Origin of the sequence: Nocardioides sp. (genome assembly GCF_029937575.1) — a bacterium.
GTDB lineage: Bacteria > Actinomycetota > Actinomycetes > Propionibacteriales > Nocardioidaceae > Nocardioides.
Genome location: NZ_JAPYPS010000010.1, coordinates 70028 through 88587, shown reverse-complemented (window position 1 = coordinate 88587; position 18560 = coordinate 70028). Strand labels below are relative to the sequence as shown.

Annotated in this window: 18 protein-coding genes; 14 read left to right on the top strand and 4 right to left on the bottom strand. The window is 69.9% G+C overall.

What is annotated here, in order from left to right; translation table 11 throughout:
* Nucleotides 1-95: 95 nt before the first annotated feature.
* Both Q1K33_RS06135 and Q1K33_RS06130 read left to right on the top strand, forming a co-directional pair.
* Nucleotides 96-425 carry a hypothetical protein gene (locus tag Q1K33_RS06135; RefSeq protein ID WP_300401765.1) on the top strand — a complete coding sequence of 110 codons (330 nt, stop codon included), beginning with the start codon at nt 96-98 and terminating at the stop codon, nt 423-425.
* Between the two features lie 94 nt (nt 426-519).
* Nucleotides 520-858: a hypothetical protein gene (locus Q1K33_RS06130; protein WP_300401762.1), complete on the top strand. Its 339-nt coding sequence runs from the start codon at nt 520-522 to the stop codon at nt 856-858.
* On the opposite strand, the gene Q1K33_RS06125 is transcribed toward Q1K33_RS06130, so the two are convergent.
* Nucleotides 859-1536, bottom strand: coding sequence for an MBL fold metallo-hydrolase (locus Q1K33_RS06125; RefSeq protein ID WP_300401759.1), 678 nt, complete (start codon nt 1534-1536; stop codon nt 859-861).
* 229 nt (nt 1537-1765) lie between these two features.
* Here Q1K33_RS06125 and uvrA point away from each other — a divergent pair, with 229 nt between their 5' ends.
* From uvrA to Q1K33_RS06065, 12 genes are all read left to right on the top strand, one after another.
* Complete coding sequence (gene uvrA, locus Q1K33_RS06120; protein ID WP_300401757.1) at nt 1766-4810, top strand: excinuclease ABC subunit UvrA; 3045 nt, start codon at nt 1766-1768, stop codon at nt 4808-4810.
* A 68-nt stretch (nt 4811-4878) separates the two neighbouring features.
* A complete protein-coding gene (locus tag Q1K33_RS06115) occupies nt 4879-5394 on the top strand; it encodes a Rieske (2Fe-2S) protein (RefSeq protein ID WP_300401754.1) in 516 nt (171 codons plus the stop codon).
* Nucleotides 5391-5801 carry a Rieske (2Fe-2S) protein gene (locus tag Q1K33_RS06110; RefSeq protein WP_300401752.1) on the top strand — a complete coding sequence of 137 codons (411 nt, stop codon included), beginning with the start codon at nt 5391-5393 and terminating at the stop codon, nt 5799-5801. The genes Q1K33_RS06115 and Q1K33_RS06110 overlap by 4 nt, the downstream gene beginning before the upstream one ends.
* A gap of 37 nt (nt 5802-5838) precedes the next feature.
* Complete coding sequence (uvrC, locus tag Q1K33_RS06105; protein ID WP_300401749.1) at nt 5839-7842, top strand: excinuclease ABC subunit UvrC; 2004 nt, start codon at nt 5839-5841, stop codon at nt 7840-7842.
* Nucleotides 7839-8723: an RNase adapter RapZ gene (gene rapZ / locus Q1K33_RS06100; protein WP_300401746.1), complete on the top strand. Its 885-nt coding sequence runs from the start codon at nt 7839-7841 to the stop codon at nt 8721-8723. The genes uvrC and rapZ overlap by 4 nt, the downstream gene beginning before the upstream one ends.
* Entirely contained in the window at nt 8720-9748 is a 1029-nt protein-coding gene (gene yvcK, locus Q1K33_RS06095; RefSeq protein WP_300401744.1) for a uridine diphosphate-N-acetylglucosamine-binding protein YvcK, read from the top strand. The genes rapZ and yvcK overlap by 4 nt, the downstream gene beginning before the upstream one ends.
* Nucleotides 9749-9843: 95 nt before the next feature.
* Entirely contained in the window at nt 9844-10827 is a 984-nt protein-coding gene (whiA, locus tag Q1K33_RS06090; RefSeq protein WP_300401742.1) for a DNA-binding protein WhiA, read from the top strand.
* A 299-nt stretch (nt 10828-11126) separates the two neighbouring features.
* On the top strand, nt 11127-12134 hold the full coding sequence (gene gap / locus Q1K33_RS06085; protein ID WP_300401740.1) for a type I glyceraldehyde-3-phosphate dehydrogenase: 1008 nt from the start codon (nt 11127-11129) through the stop codon (nt 12132-12134).
* 1 nt (nt 12135) lies between these two features.
* Complete coding sequence (locus tag Q1K33_RS06080) at nt 12136-13335, top strand: phosphoglycerate kinase (protein WP_300401737.1); 1200 nt, start codon at nt 12136-12138, stop codon at nt 13333-13335.
* 3 nt (nt 13336-13338) lie between these two features.
* Nucleotides 13339-14142: a triose-phosphate isomerase gene (gene tpiA, locus Q1K33_RS06075; RefSeq protein WP_300401736.1), complete on the top strand. Its 804-nt coding sequence runs from the start codon at nt 13339-13341 to the stop codon at nt 14140-14142.
* A gap of 31 nt (nt 14143-14173) precedes the next feature.
* Nucleotides 14174-14404 (top strand): preprotein translocase subunit SecG, encoded by a 231-nt coding sequence (secG, locus tag Q1K33_RS06070; protein ID WP_300401734.1) that lies wholly within the window; start codon nt 14174-14176, stop codon nt 14402-14404.
* A 55-nt stretch (nt 14405-14459) separates the two neighbouring features.
* Nucleotides 14460-14819 carry an RNA polymerase-binding protein RbpA gene (locus tag Q1K33_RS06065; protein ID WP_300401732.1) on the top strand — a complete coding sequence of 120 codons (360 nt, stop codon included), beginning with the start codon at nt 14460-14462 and terminating at the stop codon, nt 14817-14819.
* Nucleotides 14820-14927: 108 nt separating this feature from the next.
* Here Q1K33_RS06065 and pgl read toward each other — a convergent pair whose 3' ends face one another.
* The 3 genes from pgl to tal form a co-directional block, all read right to left on the bottom strand.
* Nucleotides 14928-15650: a 6-phosphogluconolactonase gene (pgl, locus tag Q1K33_RS06060; RefSeq protein WP_300401729.1), complete on the bottom strand. Its 723-nt coding sequence runs from the start codon at nt 15648-15650 to the stop codon at nt 14928-14930.
* Nucleotides 15651-15712: 62 nt separating this feature from the next.
* Entirely contained in the window at nt 15713-17386 is a 1674-nt protein-coding gene (gene pgi, locus Q1K33_RS06055) for a glucose-6-phosphate isomerase (protein WP_300401726.1), read from the bottom strand.
* Nucleotides 17386-18501: a transaldolase gene (gene tal, locus Q1K33_RS06050; RefSeq protein ID WP_300401723.1), complete on the bottom strand. Its 1116-nt coding sequence runs from the start codon at nt 18499-18501 to the stop codon at nt 17386-17388. Before tal ends, pgi begins: the two co-directional genes overlap by 1 nt.
* Between the last annotated feature and the right edge of the window lie 59 nt (nt 18502-18560).

Below are 18560 nucleotides of genomic sequence, written 5' to 3'. Positions count from 1 at the left end.
CCCCCCGACTGCTTTCCCGGTGCAGGCAGCGCCGCGGACGTCGCAGGATGGTGACCCAGCACACACGCCACGTTCCCCACGACAGGAGCCGTCTCATGCTCGGACACCTGACCGGAGCACTCTCGCTCGCCTTCGACCGCACGGCGCGGCGGCTTCGCCAGGTGGAGCGGGATCCGCGACTGGCGACACCGCACGACATCGAGTCGCTGGTGCGGGCGCACGGCGTGCCGGAGCAGGCTGTGTGGGCCGTGGGTGACCGGCTCGAGGCCGCCGAGCTCGACCCCGGGAGCGTGTGGGCCTGGACCATGCGGTTCGACGGGGTCACCCTTGCCGAGCTCTGCGCGTCCACACTGACCCACGACGAGGTGGCCGAGCACCTGCACGAGCGGACGGGCCTCGTCGGCGGCGTGAGCTGGGCGGCGTAGGCCAGCTCTCCACATGCGGCGTCGTCGCAGCTGCGTGGGGCAGCCGCGGCGACGCTGTCCAGACGTCACCCCACCCTCGGTCCAGGAGGTCTCGTTGTTCGCCAGCTTCTCGCTTCGTGCCCCCGGTGCCCTGCTCGAGCCGCCCTGGAGGCGTGGTGCTCGGCGGCTGCGACAGGTGGCCCGCGACCCCAGCCGTACGACGGCCAGGGACCTCGAGCTGCTGGTGCGTGCCCACGGAGTCCCCGAGCGGCTGGTCTGGGCGGTCACGGACCGCTTCGAGGAGGACGACCTCGATCCCGAGCAGGCCTGGCGTTGGACGATGAGCCACGACGGCACGGAGCTGGCGCTGCTGTGCGCCTCGCACGTCACCGGCCGTGAGCTGGCCTGGGCGCTGGCGGGGGAGTCGCCGTACGGCGTCGCCCGCGCCGGCTGATCACCAACCGCGAGCGCGCCACTCGCCGACGTGTGCGCGCTCGACGCCCAGCTGGGTGTCGCCTCCGTGGCCGGGGTAGACCCACGTGTCGTCGCTCAGACGTGCGAACACCTTGGTCTCCACCTCGTCGATGAGCTGGGCGAAGGCCGCGTCGTCCCCGAAGGTGGCGCCCACCCCGCCGGGGAACAGGGAGTCACCGGTGAACAGGTGCGGGTGTCCTCCCGCCGACTGGTCGTCGTACAGCAGCGCGATCGAACCGGGAGTGTGACCCGCGATCGCGATCACCTGCAGCGTGCAGTCGCCCACCCGGACGGTGTCGCCGTCGCGCAGCTCGTGGGAGACCGCGACCCCCGTCTGGGACGTGATCGCGGCGGCGTCCGGCAGCCCGGCTGCGACCGCAGCCCCTGTGGCGCGGACCACGTCGGCCAGCGACCGGTGGTGGTCCCAGTGCTGGTGGGTGGTGACCACGGTCGCCAGCCCCCCGTCGCCGATGAGGGGGAGCAGGGTCTCGGGCTCGGCAGCGGCGTCGATCAGGACCTGCTCACCGGTGCTGACGCACCGCAGGAGGTAGGCGTTGTTGCTCATCTGCTCGTCGACGGCCACCTTCGTGATCGTGAGTGCGTCGAGCTCGCGCACGTCCGGCGCTCCGCCGACCTCGACGTCTCCGGTGTAGGTCACCTGTCCCTCGTTCCTCGGCAGTACGCCGTCGTCGCTCTGATGCTGTGCGGGTGCTGCTGTGGTGGGCCCCAGTCGTCCATCATGCAGCACGGCACCACCGGCAACTTTGGTGTCGGCGCAGCCATCTAGGCTGAGGAGGCTGTCGGCGAGCCGCTTGCGCATGCCCTGCCGATGACGAACACTTGTTCGAACCAGACCTGTTCACCCGTAGCGCGACCGAGGGACTTCAGTGGCCGACCAGCTCATCATTCGTGGTGCCCGCGAGCACAACCTCAAGGACGTCTCCCTCGACCTGCCCCGTGACGCCCTCATCGTCTTCACGGGGCTGAGCGGCTCGGGGAAGTCGTCGCTCGCCTTCGACACCATCTTCGCCGAGGGTCAACGTCGCTACGTGGAGTCGTTGTCGGCCTATGCGCGCCAGTTCCTCGGCCAGATGGACAAGCCCGATGTCGACTTCATCGAGGGGCTCTCCCCGGCGGTCTCGATCGACCAGAAGTCGACCTCCAAGAACCCCCGCTCGACCGTCGGGACCATCACCGAGGTCTACGACTACCTCCGGCTCCTCTTCGCCCGCGCCGGTCGACCGCACTGCCCCACGTGCGGAGCGCCGATCGAGCGGCAGACCCCGCAGCAGATCGTCGACCGTGTCCTCGCCCTCGACGAGGGCGCCCGCTTCCAGGTCCTGGCACCGGTCATCCGGGGCCGCAAGGGCGAGTACGTCGAGCTGTTCACGCAGCTGCAGACGCAAGGATTCTCCCGCGCGCGTGTCGACGGCGAGACCTACACGCTGGACGACCCGCCGACGCTCGACAAGCAGAAGAAGCACACCATCGAGGTCGTGGTCGACCGCCTGGCGGTCAAGGCGTCCAGCAAGCGACGACTGACCGACTCCGTCGAGACCGCCCTCAAGCTGGCGGCCGGGCTCGTGGTCTTCGACTTCGTCGACCTGGGGCCGAAGGACCCGGGTCGCGAGCTGCGCTTCAGCGAGAAGATGGCGTGTCCCAACGACCACAGCATCGACACCGACGACCTCGAGCCGCGCTCGTTCTCGTTCAACTCCCCGTTCGGCGCGTGCCCGGTCTGCAGCGGCCTCGGCACCCGCATGGAGGTCGACCCCGACCTCGTCGTGCCCGACACCACCGCGAGCCTGGCCGAGGGCGCCATCCAGCCGTGGAGCCAGGCGCACGTCGCCGACTACTTCCTCAAGCTCATGGGGGCGCTGGGCGAGGAGCTGGGCTTCGACCTCGACACCCCCTGGGAGGACATCGACGCGGTCGGCCAGCGCTCCCTGCTCGAGGGTCACCCGACCAAGGTCCACGTCGTGACGCGCAACCGCTACGGGCGGGAGCGCTCCTACGACGCGCAGTTCGAGGGCGCCCGCCGCTACATCGAGCGTCGGCACCGCGAGGCCGAGTCCGACACGAGCCGCGACCGGCTCGAGGGCTTCATGCGCGAGGTGCCCTGCCCGACATGCCGGGGGAGTCGGCTCAAGCCGGTCTCGATGGCGGTCCAGCTCGGCGGCAAGAACATCGCCGAGATCTGCGCGCTGCCGATCAACGAGGCGGCGGCGTTCCTCGATCACCTCGACCTCACCGCCCGCGAGCGGCAGATCGGCGAGCGGGTGCTCAAGGAGATCCAGGAGCGGCTGACGTTCCTCCTCGACGTCGGCCTGGACTACCTCTCCCTGGACCGCCCATCGGGATCCCTGTCGGGCGGCGAGGCCCAGCGCATTCGGCTGGCCACGCAGATCGGGGCCGGTCTCGTGGGCGTCCTGTACGTCCTCGACGAGCCCTCGATCGGCCTCCACCAGCGCGACAACCAACGCCTCATCGAGACCCTCGTGCGCCTCAAGGAGCTGGGCAACACCCTGATCGTGGTCGAGCACGACGAGGACACGATCAAGGTGGCCGACTGGGTGGTCGACATCGGACCCGGTGCCGGTGAGCACGGTGGCCAGGTGGTCCACAGCGGCACGGTGAAGGGTCTCTACGAGCACCCCGACTCGATGACCGGGCAGTATCTCTCCGGGCGTCGGGAGATCCCGGTGCCGGAGATCCGCCGACCCCGCACGATCGGGCGCGAGCTCACCGTGCACGGTGCCCGCGAGCACAACCTGCGCAACGTCGACGTCTCGTTCCCGCTGGGGCTGTTCGTTGCCGTCACCGGCGTGTCGGGCTCGGGCAAGTCCACCCTGGTCAACGACATCCTCTACACCGCCCTTGCCAAGGAGCTCTACCGCTCGCGACAGGTCCCGGGCCGCCACCAGAAGATCAGCGGTCTCGACCACGTCGACAAGGTGATCCACGTGGACCAGTCGCCCATCGGTCGTACGCCGAGGTCCAACCCGGCGACGTACACCGGCGTCTTCGACCACGTCCGCAAGCTCTTCGCCGCCACCCCCGAGGCGAAGATGCGCGGCTACCTGCAGGGACGCTTCTCCTTCAACGTCAAGGGCGGGCGCTGCGAGGCCTGCTCGGGCGACGGCACGTTGAAGATCGAGATGAACTTCCTGCCGGACGTCTACGTGCCGTGCGAGGTCTGTCACGGGGCGCGCTACAACCGCGAGACCCTCGAGGTCCACTACAAGGGCAAGACCATCGCCGAGGTCCTCGACATGCCCATCGAGGAGGCGGTCGACTTCTTCGCCGCCGTGCCCGCCATCGCCCGCCACATGAAGACCCTGGTCGAGGTGGGCCTCGGCTACGTGCGCCTCGGCCAGCCGGCCACCACCCTGTCGGGAGGTGAGGCCCAACGGGTCAAGCTGTCCGCCGAGCTGCAGAAGCGCTCCACTGGTCGCACCGTCTACGTGCTCGACGAGCCCACGACGGGTCTTCACTTCGAGGACATCCGCAAGCTGCTGCTGGTCCTCGGCCGCCTGGTCGACGCCGGCAACTCCGTGCTGGTCATCGAGCACAACCTCGACGTCATCAAGACCGCTGACTGGCTCATCGACATGGGGCCCGAGGGCGGGTCCCGCGGGGGTAGCGTCGTGGCCGAGGGCACGCCGGAGGAGGTCGCGGCGGTGGCGGAGAGCTACACCGGACAGTTCCTGGCGCCGCTGCTCGCCGGACGCGAAGCTGCCCAGCCGACCGCTCGGCGCGCACCCGCCGATGGCGACCCGGCGGCTGCGAGCAAGCGAGCTACCGGGCGCAGGTCCGCGGCGGCGAAGTCCTCTCCGACCAAGAAGACCGCTACCAAGACCGCTACGAAGACCACCACCAAGAAGTCGAGCAAGAAGGTCGCCGCCAAGAAGGCGCCGTCGCGGTCCAGGTAGTCGCCGTGGCGGTGCCTTGGGGGCCCTCCTCTACGCTTCCGGCAATGCCCCTGGCCCGAGGAGAGCGCGTGACCAGTCGGACGACCACACGATCAGCGGGGTTGTCGGGACGCGTCAGCCGTCGTCGCGCCCTGTCCGGCGTCGCCGGTCTCGGCCTGTCCCTGCCGGTCCTGTCCGCCTGCGGGGAGAGCGAGGAGTCAGCAGCGTCGCCGTCCGCGGACCCCACCAGAGCGGACGCCACGACGGGGAGTGCGGAGCCGACGACCGCTGCGCCGTCGTCGGAGCCCGTGCAGGAGGACGACGGAGCACTGGCGTCGACGGCAGACATCCCTGTCGGTGGCGGTGTGATCTTCACCGACGACCGGGTCGTCGTCACCCAGCCGGCGGCCGGTGACTTCAAGTGCTTCTCCGCCGTGTGCACCCACACCGGGTGCCTGGTCGCGGGCGTGAGCACCAGCATCGTCTGCCAGTGCCACGGCAGCAGCTTCGACCTCGCCACCGGCGAGGTCCTGGGCGGGCCGGCCGGCGCGCCGTTGCCCGCTGTCGAGTTCACGATCGAGAAGGACCAGGTGGTGCTGTCATGAGCGAGATCAGGGCGTCACGCAGGATCGTCTTCCAAGGTCTCGGTGCGCTGGGCGTCGCCGCCGCCCTGGCCGGGTGTGGCGGCGGTTCCGAAGGCGGAAGCGCGTCGACACCCGAGACCGGCACCGGGTTGGTGCCTGCCTCCGAGGTGCCGGTGGGCGGGGGCGTGGTCCTGCCGGACGCCAACATCGTCGTCACCCAGCCCACCGAGGGCACGTTCCTCGGGTTCAGCACGACCTGCACCCACACCGGCACGGCCGTCAACCAGGTCGACGGCGGCGAGATCGTCTGTCCCAATCACGGCAGCCGGTTCTCCGTCGAGGACGGCTCGGCGCTGCAAGGCCCGGCCTCGGCTCCGCTGGCGAGCATCGAGGTGGCACTGGAGGGCGACGAGATCGTCCTCGCCTGACCGCCAGGGTGTCGGCGCCCTTCCGTAGGCTTGACCCATGTCCCCGGCTCGCACTCCTCGCACCACCGGGGGCCCCTCGTCGTACCGCCCGGAGCCGGGCACGATTCCCACCCAGCCGGGGGTCTACCGATTCCGCGACGCGACCTCGCGGGTGATCTACGTCGGCAAGGCGAAGAACCTGCGATCCCGGCTGTCGTCGTACTTCGCAGACGTCGCCACGCTGCACCAGCGCACTGCCACCATGGTCACCACCGCGGCCAGCGTCGAGTGGACGGTGGTCAACACCGAGGTCGAGGCGCTGCAGCTGGAGTACTCCTGGATCAAGGAGTACGACCCGCGCTTCAACGTCAAGTATCGCGACGACAAGTCCTACCCGTGGCTGGCCGTCACCCTCGGTGACGAGTACCCGCGGGTGATGGTCGGCCGTGGCGCCAAGCGCAAGGGCACCCGCTACTTCGGTCCCTACAGCCACGCCTGGGCGATCCGGGAGACGGTCGACATCCTGCTCCGCGTCTTCCCGATGCGCTCGTGCAGCAACGGAGTCTTCAAGCGCTCCGCCCAGATCGGTCGCCCCTGCCTGCTCGGCTACATCGGCAAGTGCTCGGCGCCCTGTGTCGACGCCGTCTCCGCAGACGAGCACCGGGCGATCGTCGAGGACTTCTGCGACTTCATGGGCGGCCAGACCCGCCCGTTCGTGCGTCGCATCGAGAAGGAGATGTACGCCGCCTCCGACGCGATGGACTTCGAGCGGGCCGCCCGGCTGCGCGACGACCTGGGCGCCCTGCAGAAGGCCCTCGAGAAGCAGGCGGTCGTGCTCGGGGACGGCGCCGACGCCGACGTGATCGCACTGGCCGAGGACCCGCTCGAGGTCGCGGTCCAGATCTTCTACGTGCGCGGCGGTCGGATCCGCGGACAGCGCGGATGGGTGGCCGACCGGGTCGAGGACGGCGGCACCCCGGAGCTGGTCGAGGACTTCCTGCTCCAGCTGTACGCCGGTGACGCCGACGCGGTGCCGCGCGAGATCCTGGTGCCCGAGCTGCCGCCCGACGTGGAGACGTTCGAGGCGCTGCTCAGCGATCTGCGGGGGAGCCGCGTCGTCATCCGGGTGCCGCAGCGCGGCGACAAGAAGACGCTGCAGGAGACGGTGGCGCGCAACGCCGGCCAGTCGTTGGCGCTGCACAAGACCAAGCGCGCCAGCGACCTCACGACCCGCAACCGGGCGCTCGAGGAGATCCGTGAGGCCCTCGAGCTCGAGGAGGTGCCGCTGCGGATCGAGTGCTACGACGTCTCCAACCTGCAGGGCACCGAGGTGGTGGCGTCGATGGTCGTCTTCGAGGACGGCCTGGCTCGCAAGGGGGAGTACCGCCGCTTCGTCATCCGCGACGTCGAGGGGCAGAACGACGTCGCCTCGATGCACGAGGTGATCACCCGCCGCTTCCGGCGCCTGCTCGACGAGCAGGCCCGCAGCGAGTCCCGCGAGACCGACCAGGGCCCGATGCTCGTCGACCCCGAGACCGGGCGGCCACGCAAGTTCGCCTACGCGCCCGGGCTGGTGGTCGTGGACGGCGGTCCACCACAGGTCGCCGCTGCGCAGCAGGCCCTGGACGAGCTCGGCATCGACGACATCCCGGTGTGCGGACTGGCGAAGCGGCTGGAGGAGGTCTGGTTGCCCGCCCAGGAGGACCCGGTGATCCTGGCCCGGTCGTCGGAGGGGCTCTACCTGCTCCAGCGCATCCGCGACGAGGCCCACCGCTTCGCGATCAACCATCACCGCTCACGCCGGTCCAAGACGATGGTGGAGAGCGTCCTCGACGACGTCCCCGGGCTCGGCGAGGTGCGACGCAAGACGCTGCTCAAGCACTTCGGGTCGCTCAAGAAGCTTCGTGCAGCCGAGCTCGACGAGCTGGCCCTGGTGCCTGGCATCGGTCCTCAGACGGCCGCCGCGATCAAGCAGGCGGTCGCGCCCGCAGGAGGTGCGGCAGACTCGACCCCGACCACGGTGTCCATCAACACCGCGACCGGCGAGATCGAGGAGACATGAGCGAGACCGCAGCCGAGCCTCCGACGCGTGGTGAGGTCGTCGTCGTCACCGGGATGACCGGTGCCGGACGCAGCACGGCGGCCAAGGAGCTGGAGGACCTCGGCTACTACGTGGTCGACAACCTCCCGCCCAGCCTGGTGCCCGACGTCGTCCGACTGGTCGACGGCAGCCTGGGCAAGCGGCAGCCGATCGCCGTCGTCGTCGACGTCCGGTCGGGCTCGTTCTTCGCGTCGTTGCACACCCAGCTGGCCCAGGGCTTCGAAGGACGCCGGACGACCTTGGTCTTCCTCGACGCCTCCGACGAGGTCCTCGTCCGCAGGCAGGAGGCTGCCCGCCGTCCCCACCCCTTGCAGGCCTCCGGCCGACTCCTCGACGGGCTGCACCGCGAGCGGCGGGTGCTGGCGGACCTGCGAGGCGACGCCGATCTCGTCATCGACACCGGGGCACTCAACGTGCACCAGCTCACCGACCGGATCGCCGCGGCCTTCGGCACTCCGGGGAGCACGCAGCTCAAGGTCACCGTGCTGAGCTTCGGCTTCAAGTACGGCATCCCCGTCGACGCCGACTACCTGGCCGACATGCGCTTCCTGCCCAACCCGTTCTGGATCCCCGAGCTGCGCGACCACACCGGGCGTGACAACGACGTGGCCGATTACGTGCGGTCGCGACCCGGAGCCGGCGAGTTCCTCGACGCCTACCTGCCGGTCCTCACCGGCGTCGGAGCCGGATACGTGCGCGAGGGCAAGCGCTTCATGCGCGTCGCGATCGGCTGCACCGGAGGCAAGCACCGCAGCGTGGCGATGACCGAGGAGATCGCCCGACGCCTCGTTGCCGCCGGATTCGAGGCCAAGGCCATGCACCGCGACCTGGGGCGCGAGTGAGCGGCTCCATCGACTCCGAGCCGTCCGACCTCGATCGGGCCCAAGCCGTGGTCGCCCTCGGCGGCGGACACGGGCTGCACGCATCGCTGACGGCACTGCGGCGACTCGTGGACGACCTCACGGTCGACGACCTGACCGCCATCGTGACGGTGGCCGACAACGGCGGCTCGTCCGGACGGCTCCGTGGCGAGTTCAACGTGCTGCCCCCCGGCGACCTGCGGATGGCTCTCGCCGCGCTGTGCGGGGACGACGACTGGGGCGACACCTGGGCCAAGGTGCTGCAGCACCGCTTCGAGGGTGACGGCGAGATGCGTGGCCACGTGGTCGGCAACCTGCTGATCGTGGGCCTGTGGGAGCTCCTCGGGAACCACGTCGACGCCCTCGACTGGGTTGGTCGGCTGCTCGGCGCCAAGGGCCGGGTGCTGCCGATGGCACTGACCCCGATGGAGATCACCGCCCGGGTGCGCGCGGTGCCGGGCGACGACTCGGCCATCACGACGGTGCGCGGACAGGTGCAGGTCGCCACGGCGGAGGGCGAGATCGTCTCGATCGACCTAGACCCGCCCGACCCTCCGGTCAGCAAGGAGGCCCTGGCCAAGATCGCTGAGGCCGACTGGGCCTTCCTCGGCCCCGGGTCGTGGTTCTCCTCGGTCCTGCCGCACGTGCGCGTCACCGCCCTGCGCGAGGCGATCATCGCCACCGACGCCCGGCTGGTGGTCGTGCTCAACCTCGAGGAGCAGGCTGGGGAGACCGGCGGCTTCGGCCCCGCCGACCACCTGCGAGTGCTGGTGGAGCACGCCCCGGGTCTCCAGGTGCACACGGTGCTGGCCGACCCGTCCAGCTTCGACGCTGCTCGGCTGGTCGAGCTGCGTGAGGTGGTCGCCTCCCTCGGCTCGAGACTGGTCCTCGACGACGTGGCCGTCACTGACGGGAGCCCCCGGCACGACCCACGCAAGCTTGCGGCGGCGTACGCACGCATCATGACCCTCGGTGCCGGCACCGGGCCCGAGGAGGCCTCCACGTGACGGACGTCCTGGCGGCCCCGCCGATCGTCTGACGACGACGGTGCGCGACCGGCACGGGCGCAAGACGTTGTTGACGCACATGGCAGGATCGCCCCATGGCGATGACGGCTCAGGTGAAGGCGGAGCTCGCCAACACCCAGATCACCAAGACCTGTTGTCGCAAGGCAGAGGTGTCCACGACGCTCCGCTTCGCCGGCGGCCTGCACATCGTGAGCGGCAAGATCGTGGTGGAGGCCGAGCTCGACACCGGCGCCGCTGCTCGCCGACTGCGCAAGGACATCGACGAGGTCTTCGGACACCGCTCCGACGTCGTGATGGTCCAGGGCAACGGTCTGCGCAAGGGCAGCCGCTACATCGTGCGCGTGGTGAAGGACGGCGAGTCCCTTGCCCGCCAGACCGGTCTCCTGGACCAGCGTGGTCGTCCGGTCCGCGGCCTGCCGCCGGCCGTCGTGTCCGGCGGCGGCTGCGACGCGGTGGCCTCGTGGCGAGGGGCCTTCCTGGCACACGGGTCGCTGACCGAGCCCGGACGGTCGTCCTCCCTCGAGGTCACCTGTCCGGGACCCGAGGCCGCGCTCGCCCTCGTCGGTGTCGCGCGTCGACTCGGCATCCAGGCCAAGGCCCGGGAGGTCCGGGGAGTCGACCGCGTCGTCATCCGTGACGGCGATGCCATCGGCCAGCTGCTCACCCGGTTGGGCGCTCACGAGACCCTGATGGCCTGGGAGGAGCGCCGGATGCGGCGCGAGGTGCGCGCCACGGCCAACCGCCTGGCCAACTTCGACGATGCCAACCTGCGTCGCTCCGCGCGCGCGGCCGTTGCCGCCGGCGCCCGCGTCGACCGGGCGATGGAGATCCTCGGCGACGAGGTGCCCGACCACCTGCGGATGGCAGGCACCCTGCGCCTCGAGCACAAGCAGGCCTCTCTCGAGGAGCTCGGCCAGCTGCACGACCCGGTCCTCACCAAGGACGCCATCGCGGGGCGGATCCGCCGCCTGCTCGCGATGGCCGACAAGCGCGCCGCCGACCTCGGGATCCCCGACACCGAGGCCTCGATCACCGCGGACATGCTCGAGGACGAGTGAGTCCGCAGGGACCGTGCGACGAAGGAGCACGGGCCGGTCGTGGGCGAACGTTGAGCGAGCCCGCGGCTGAGCTTGCGAAGCCGCGCAAGGCGGGTCGAGACGCAGTGACCTCAAGGCCCTCCCGCCACCACGACGCCGTACGTCGAACGCGTCACGCACCGTTACCCGCACGTAGTCCGGACTGCTCCCGCCAGGACACCGTCTCACTTGTAGGGTGACCGCGCGGGCGACTGAACGCCTGCATTCCCGTCAAGGCGGGCGACTGAACGCCCACCACCGAGACAAGGAGCAACCTCGTCATGACCGTTCGCGTAGGCATCAACGGCTTCGGCCGGATCGGCCGCAACTTCTTCCGCGCCGTCCGCGCCCTGCAGCAGTCCGAGGGGCTGGACATCGAGATCGTCGGGGTCAACGACCTCACCGACAACGCCGTCCTGGCCCACCTGCTCAAGTACGACTCGATCCTGGGTCGCCTCGACGCCGACGTCTCCGCGACCGGTGACTCGATCCAGGTCGGCGACTCGGTGATCAAGGTCTCCGCCGAGCGCGAGCCCGGCAACCTCGCCTGGGGCGAGCTCGGGGTCGACGTGGTCGTCGAGTCCACCGGGTTCTTCACCGACGCGACCAAGGCCAAGGCCCACGTGGACGCGGGGGCCAAGAAGGTCATCATCTCCGCGCCGGCCTCCAACGAGGACATCACCGTCGTGATGGGTGTCAACCACACCGACTACGACCCGGCCCAGCACACGGTCATCTCCAACGCGTCGTGCACGACCAACTGCCTCGGCCCGATGGCGAAGGCGCTGCACGAGGAGTTCGGCATCAAGCAGGGCCTGATGACGACGATCCACGCCTACACCGCCGACCAGAACCTCCAGGACAACATCCACAAGGACCTCCGCCGTGCTCGCGCGGCCGCCATCAACATCGTGCCGACCTCGACCGGTGCGGCGAAGGCCATCGGTCTGGTCCTGCCCGAGCTCAAGGGCAAGCTCGACGGCTACGCACTGCGCGTGCCGACCCCGACCGGCTCGGCCACCGACCTGACGTTCGAGGCCGGCCGCGAGACCACCGTCGAGGAGGTCAACGCCGCCGTCGAGAAGGCTGCCGACGGCCGCTTCCTGCGCTACTCGACCGCGCCGATCGTCTCCAGCGACATCGTCACCGACCCTGCCTCGTGCATCTTCGACGCGCCGCTGACCAAGGTCATCGGCAACCAGGTCAAGGTCGTCGGCTGGTACGACAACGAGTGGGGCTACTCCAACCGCCTCGCGGACCTGATCTCCTACGTCGGCGAGACCCTCTGACGTGTCGGAGTACTCCACGCTCGGCGACGTCGCCGGCAAACGGGTCCTGGTGCGCTCGGACCTGAACGTCCCGCTCGACGGCGCCACGATCACCGACGACGGCCGGATCCGCGCCAGCGTCCCGACCATCCGTGCCCTGGCCGAGGCCGGCGCACGGGTGGTGGTGACCGCACACCTCGGACGCCCCCAGGGCGCGCCCGAGGACCGCTACTCCCTTGCCCCCGTGGCCACGCGCCTCGGGGAGCTGCTCGGGGCCTCGGTCGCCTTCGCCACCGACACGGTCGGCGAGTCGGCGCAGGCCACCGTGGGAGGTCTCGAGGACGGCCAGGTCGCCCTGCTCGAGAACGTGCGCTTCAACGCCGGTGAGACCAGCAAGGACGACGCGGAGCGCGGTGCCTTCGCAGACCAGCTCGCTGCCTTAGGCGACCTCTTCGTCTCCGACGGCTTCGGCGTCGTGCACCGCAAGCAGGCCAGTGTGTACGACGTGGCGCAGCGCCTCCCGCACGCCATGGGGGGGCTCGTCGCGACCGAGATCGACGTCCTGCGTCGTCTCACCGTGGAGCCGGCTCGTCCCTACGTCGTGGTCCTCGGCGGGTCGAAGGTCTCCGACAAACTCGGGGTCATCGACAACCTGCTCGACAAGGCCGACAAGCTGCTCATCGGCGGCGGCATGGTCTTCACCTTCCTCAAGGCGCTGGGCCACGAGGTGGGCAAGAGCCTGCTCGAGGAGGACCAGCTGGAGACGTGTCGTGCCTATCTGGCGCGCGCGGAGGAGTCGGGTGTCCAGATCCTGCTGCCCGGCGACATCGTGGTGGACACCGCCTTCCCGAGCGACGACGCCACGCCTCAGCCCCGGGTCGTCCCCGCCGACGCCATCCCGGGCGACTGCCTCGGCCTCGACATCGGCCCCGCCTCCGGTGCCGACTTCGCGGCCGCCCTGGCGGACGCCAGGACCGTCTTCTGGAACGGCCCCATGGGCGTCTTCGAGGTGCCGGAGTTCTCCGACGGCACCCGCGCGGTCGCCACGGCACTGGTCGGCATCGACGGGCTCTCCGTCGTCGGCGGCGGCGACTCCGCAGCCGCCGTACGAGCGCTCGGGTTCGACGAGTCGGCGTTCGGTCACATCTCCACGGGTGGCGGGGCCAGCCTGGAGTACCTCGAGGGCAAGGATCTGCCCGGCATCACGGTCCTGGAGGGCTGAGGCATGGCGACGGCAACCCCCAAGCGCATCCCGCTGATGGCGGGCAACTGGAAGATGAACCTCAACCACCAGGAGGCGGCGCTGCTGGTGCAGAAGCTCTCCTGGACGCTGTCCGACAAGCGTCACGACTACGGCAAGGTCGAGGTGGTCGTCGTACCGCCGTTCACGGACCTGCGGTCCGTGCAGACGATGGTCGACGGGGACAGGCTGTCGCTCAAGTACGGCGCTCAGGACGTCTCCACTCAGGACTCCGGTGCCTTCACCGGCGAGATCTCAGCCTCCATGCTCGCCAAGCTCGGCTGCTCCTACGTAGTCGTCGGACACTCGGAGCGTCGCGAGATGCACGCTGAGACCGACGAGGTGGTCAACGCCAAGGCACACAAGGCGCTGGCCGCCTCGATGACCCCGATCGTGTGTGTCGGTGAGGGTCTGGAGATCCGCAAGGAGGGCACGCACGTCGCATACGCGCTGGCTCAGGTGGAGGGTTCGCTGGCCGGGTTCAGCGCGGAGCAGGTCGCCGGCCTGGTCATCGCCTACGAGCCCGTCTGGGCGATCGGCACCGGGGAGGTGGCCACCCCGGAGGACGCCCAGGAGGTCTGCGGCGCCATCCGTGCCCGGATCCGTGAGGTGTACGGCGACGCGGCCGCCGACGGCGTACGCGTCCTGTACGGCGGGTCGGTGAAGGCCGCCAACGTCGCCGGCATCATGGCCAAGGACGACGTCGACGGCGCTCTCGTCGGCGGTGCGAGCCTCCAGGCGGACGAGTTCGGCGGGATCTGCCGCTTCTACGACATGCCGATCCTCTGACTCACCCACTACTGACGTAGGATTCTCGACCGTGGAACTCCTCTTCACCATTCTGCTCATCACAGCCAGCCTCGTCATGATCCTGCTCGTGCTTTTGCACAAGGGTCGCGGGGGCGGGCTGTCCGACATGTTCGGCGGTGGTGTGTCCAGCTCGCTGGGCGGATCCTCGGTCGCCGAGCGCAACCTGGACCGCTTCACGATCGGCGTCGGTGTCATCTGGTTCGCCGTCGTGATCGCGCTTGGACTGCTGAAGGCCTACTGAGTCCTTCGTCGCCATCCCCACGACTGCAACCCAGAACACCTGAGGAGACACCGCCATGGCTGGTGGAGGAAACGCAATTCGAGGTAGCCGCGTCGGCGCCGGACCGATGGGCGAGGCGGAGCGCGGCGAGGCGGCTCCTCGTCAGGCGGTGACCTACTTCTGCTCCCACGAGCACCGCTCGGTCATCACCTTCTCGGTCGAGGCCGCGGTGCCCGACACGTGGGACTGCCCGAAGTGCGGCCTGCCCGCCTCGGTCGACTCCGACAACCCACCCCCGGCTCCCAAGATCGAGCCGTACAAGACGCACCTGGCCTACGTGAAGGAGCGCCGCTCCGACAAGGAGGCCGAGGTCATCCTCGACGAGGCCATCGCGTTGCTGCGCTCGCGGCGCAAGTCGGGCGACATCATCTTCTGACCCGGATTCCCGCGGGCTGCCACCTGCGGGACCAGGCTTCCGGTGGGTGTGGCGGTGCGTGGGGCGTCCCGCCCCACCGCCACCACACGGACCCGCTCGGAGCGAGCGTCAGAGACGTGCAGCCGCATCGTGATCGAGGAACCAGATGGTCTCGTCACGCCCGGCGACACCGCGAGCGGGGGTGGCGTTCACCGTGCCCTCGGTGGCGAGGGCGGCGGCCACGGCCCCGGACTTGCCGTCTCCGCTGGCGAGGAACCACACCGACTCTGCGCGGTTCAGGGCCGCGAAGGTCAGGCTGATCCGCTCGGGAGGCGGCTTGGGGGAGTCGAGCACCCCGACGGCCACGCGGTCGTCGACGGCGAGGGCGTCGTGGCCGGGGAAGAGCGAGGCGACGTGACCATCGGGACCGATGCCGAGCATCAGCACGTCGAACTGTCCGGCGCCGTGCTCGCGCATCGTGACGCCGTACGCCGTCGCGCCGGCCGCCACGTCGACGGCGTCGCGGGTCGAGGCCATCTCGTGCACCTCGATGGCTCCGACCTCGTCGAGGAACGCGCGCCGGGCCTGACCGGCGTTGCGGTCAGGTGATTCGGGCGCGACGAAGCGCTCGTCGCCGAACCACACCACCACCCGGCTCCAGTCGACGTCACTGCTGGGGGAGAGGCGGGCGACCTCGCGGTGCACGGCCTCGGCGATAGTGCCGCCCGTCAGGCCGATCTGAGGGACGTGCCCGGAGGCCTGCGCCGCTTCCAGGCGAGCGATCAGCTCGCCGGCCACGGCCGTGGCCAGGGTGGAGGCATCCGGGTGGACTTCGATCCGTGATTCGCTCATCGCTCACCATTCTTCCAGAGTCTTCCGAGGCGCGGGCGGTCGGTCTTCGAGATGTCGACGGGTCAGCGGCGGTGGCTGCGGTAGTAGGCCACCAACGCCTGGGTCGAGGGGTCCTGGCGCGCCGCGACCTCGTCGTCACCGGCGACTGCGGGACTGATCTGCTGGGCGAGAGCCTTGCCCAGCTCGACGCCCCACTGGTCGAAGCTGTCGATGCCCCACACGACGCCCTGCGTGAAGGTGATGTGCTCGTACAGCGCGATCAGCTGACCCAGCACCGACGGGCTGAGCTCGGGGGCCATGATCGACGTGGTCGGCCTGTTGCCCTCGAAGACCCGCGCCGACACGACCCCCTCGGCGGTGCCCTCGGCGCGCACCTCGTCCTCAGTCCTGCCGAACGCCAAGGCCTGGGTCTGGGCGAAGAAGTTGGCCAGGAAGAGCTCGTGGACGTCGACGTCACCGTCCTGGAGCGGGTAGGCCGGATTGGCGACGGCGATGAAGTCGGCCGGGATGAGGCGCGTCCCCTGGTGGATGAGCTGGTAGAACGCGTGCTGCCCGTTGGTGCCGGGCTCGCCCCAGAAGATCTCGCCGGTGTCGCAGGTGACCGGAGAGCCGTCCCACCGGACGCTCTTGCCGTTCGACTCCATGGTGAGCTGCTGGAGGTAGGCCGGGAAGCGGTGCAGCAGCTGGGTGTAGGGCAGCACGGCGTGGGTCTGGGCCCCGAGGAAGTTGGTGTACCAGACGTTGAGCAGCCCCATCAGGAGCGGGACGTTGCGGGCGGGCTCGGCGGTGCGGAAGTGCTCGTCCATCGCGTGCATGCCGGCCAGGAACTCGGCGAACCGGTCGGGCCCGATCGCGACGACAAGTGCGGTGCCGATCGCCGAGTCGAGGGAGTAGCGTCCACCGACCCAGTCCCAGAAGCCGAAGGCGTTGTCGGGGTCGATGCCGAAGTCGGCGACCTTGTCCAAGGCGGTGGAGACGGCCACGAAGTGTCGGGCCACCGCCTGGGAGGCAGCCTCGTCGTCCTCGAGGTCACCCTGGTCGCGCAGCCCGTCCAGCAGCCACGCACGACACATCCGCGCGTTGGTGAGGGTCTCCAGGGTGCTGAAGGTCTTGCTCGCGACGATGAACAGCGTCGTCGCCGGATCCAGGCCCGCCAGCGTCGTGGCCGCGTCCGTCGGGTCGATGTTGCTGAGGAAGCGGCACTCCAGGCCTTCCTGGCGGTACGGCTCGAGGGCCTCGTAGGCCATCACCGGGCCGAGGTCGGAGCCGCCGATCCCGATGTTGACCACGGTGCGGATCCGCTCGCCGGTGACGCCGACCCAGTCGCCCGAGCGCACGCGCTCGGCAAAGCCGTAGACCTTCGCCAGCGTCTCGTGGACGTCGGCGACGACGTCCTGGCCGTCCACGTGCACGTCGGCGCCCTGAGGAAGCCGCAACGCCGTGTGGAGGACCGCTCGGTCCTCGGTGACGTTGATGTGCTCGCCGGCGAACATCGCGTCACGCCGTCCGGCGAGCCCGACCTCCTCCGCGAGGCTGAGCAAGGTCACCAGCACCTCGCCGTCGACCAGCCCCTTGGACAGGTCGACGTGGAGGTCACCGGCCGCGAAGCTGAGCCGCTCGGCACGGTCGGGGTCGTCTGCGAACCACGCCCGCAGATCAGGCTCGAACCCGTCGGCGAGCTCCTCGAGCCGGGCCCAGGAGCCGGACGCCGTCGGGTCGACGGGTCCCGGGGTCATCAGGCCTGCTTGTCCATCTGACCCTGGACGGTCTCGACGAGCTCGTCCCAGGAGGCCACGAACTTCTGCACGCCCTCCTCCTCCAGCGCCAGCATCACCTCGGACCAGTCGACGCCGGCTGCGGCGATCTGGTCGAGCACGGAGCGGGCCGCGCTGCCCCGACCTGAGACCGTGTCGCCCTCCACTTCTCCATGGTCGGCGAAGGCCTGCATGGTCTTCTCGGGCATCGTGTTGACCGTGCCCGCGACCACGAGGTCGGTGACGTAGAGCGTGTCGGGGTAGTCCGGGTTCTTGACTCCCGTGGAGGCCCACAACGGGCGCTGAGCGTTGGCGCCGGCCGCGGCCAGTCCCTGCCACCGGTCCGCGGCGGTGACCTCGACGAAGGCGGCGTAGGCCAAGCGGGCGTTCGCCACGGCAGCCTTGCCACGCAGCGCCAGCGCCTCGTCGTCGCCCTTCTCCTTCGCGATGGCCTCGAGCCGCTTGTCGACCTCGGAGTCCACCCGCGAGACGAAGAACGAGGCCACCGAGCGGATCCGCGACAGGTCGAGGCCGGCGTCGCGCGCCTGCTCGAGCCCCGCCTGGTAGGCGTCCATGACCGCGCGGTAGCGCTCGAGGGAGAAGATCAGGGTGACGTTGACGCTGATGCCCTGGGCGACGACGGCCGTGATGGCCGGCAGGCCCTCCTGAGTCGCCGGGATCTTGATCAGGGCGTTGGGGCGGTCGACAGCTGCCCAGAGGGCCTGGGCGGAGGCGATGGTGCCTTCGGTGTCGCTGGCCAGCGACGGCTCCACCTCGATCGAGACCCGACCGTCGTCCGAGGTGGACTCGGCCACCGGCGCGAGCACGTCGCAGGCGTTGCGGACGTCCTCGGTGGTGAGCTCGAAGATCACCTCGTCGACGCCCTTGCCCGCGGCGACCAGGCCGCGGACCTGCTCGTCGTACCGCTCACCGTCGGCGATGGCGCCGGCGAAGATGGTCGGGTTGGTGGTGACGCCGACGACCGAGCTGTCCTTCACGAGGTCGGCGAGGTTGCCGGTCTCGATGCGTTCACGGGAGAGGTCGTCGAGCCAGATGGAGACGCCTGCGTCGGCGAGCGCCTTGAGTCGGTCAGTCATGGGTTCCTCCTGTGGTCGAGCGGGGGGAGTCACGCGGCGCGACCCCGACGGACGGTGCT

What these genes read in the sequence shown, in the direction of transcription:
- pgl (WP_300401729.1), bottom strand. Translation starts at nt 15,650, where the DNA reads ATGAGCGAATCACGGATCGAAGTCCACCCGGATGCCTCCACCCTGGCC.
- whiA (WP_300401742.1), top strand. Translation starts at nt 9,844, where the DNA reads ATGGCGATGACGGCTCAGGTGAAGGCGGAGCTCGCCAACACCCAGATC.
- Q1K33_RS06065 (WP_300401732.1), top strand. Translation starts at nt 14,460, where the DNA reads ATGGCTGGTGGAGGAAACGCAATTCGAGGTAGCCGCGTCGGCGCCGGA.
- rapZ (WP_300401746.1), top strand. Translation starts at nt 7,839, where the DNA reads ATGAGCGAGACCGCAGCCGAGCCTCCGACGCGTGGTGAGGTCGTCGTC.
- tpiA (WP_300401736.1), top strand. Translation starts at nt 13,339, where the DNA reads ATGGCGACGGCAACCCCCAAGCGCATCCCGCTGATGGCGGGCAACTGG.
- pgi (WP_300401726.1), bottom strand. Translation starts at nt 17,386, where the DNA reads ATGACCCCGGGACCCGTCGACCCGACGGCGTCCGGCTCCTGGGCCCGG.
- gap (WP_300401740.1), top strand. Translation starts at nt 11,127, where the DNA reads ATGACCGTTCGCGTAGGCATCAACGGCTTCGGCCGGATCGGCCGCAAC.
- tal (WP_300401723.1), bottom strand. Translation starts at nt 18,501, where the DNA reads ATGACTGACCGACTCAAGGCGCTCGCCGACGCAGGCGTCTCCATCTGG.
- Q1K33_RS06110 (WP_300401752.1), top strand. Translation starts at nt 5,391, where the DNA reads ATGAGCGAGATCAGGGCGTCACGCAGGATCGTCTTCCAAGGTCTCGGT.
- uvrC (WP_300401749.1), top strand. Translation starts at nt 5,839, where the DNA reads ATGTCCCCGGCTCGCACTCCTCGCACCACCGGGGGCCCCTCGTCGTAC.
- Q1K33_RS06135 (WP_300401765.1), top strand. Translation starts at nt 96, where the DNA reads ATGCTCGGACACCTGACCGGAGCACTCTCGCTCGCCTTCGACCGCACG.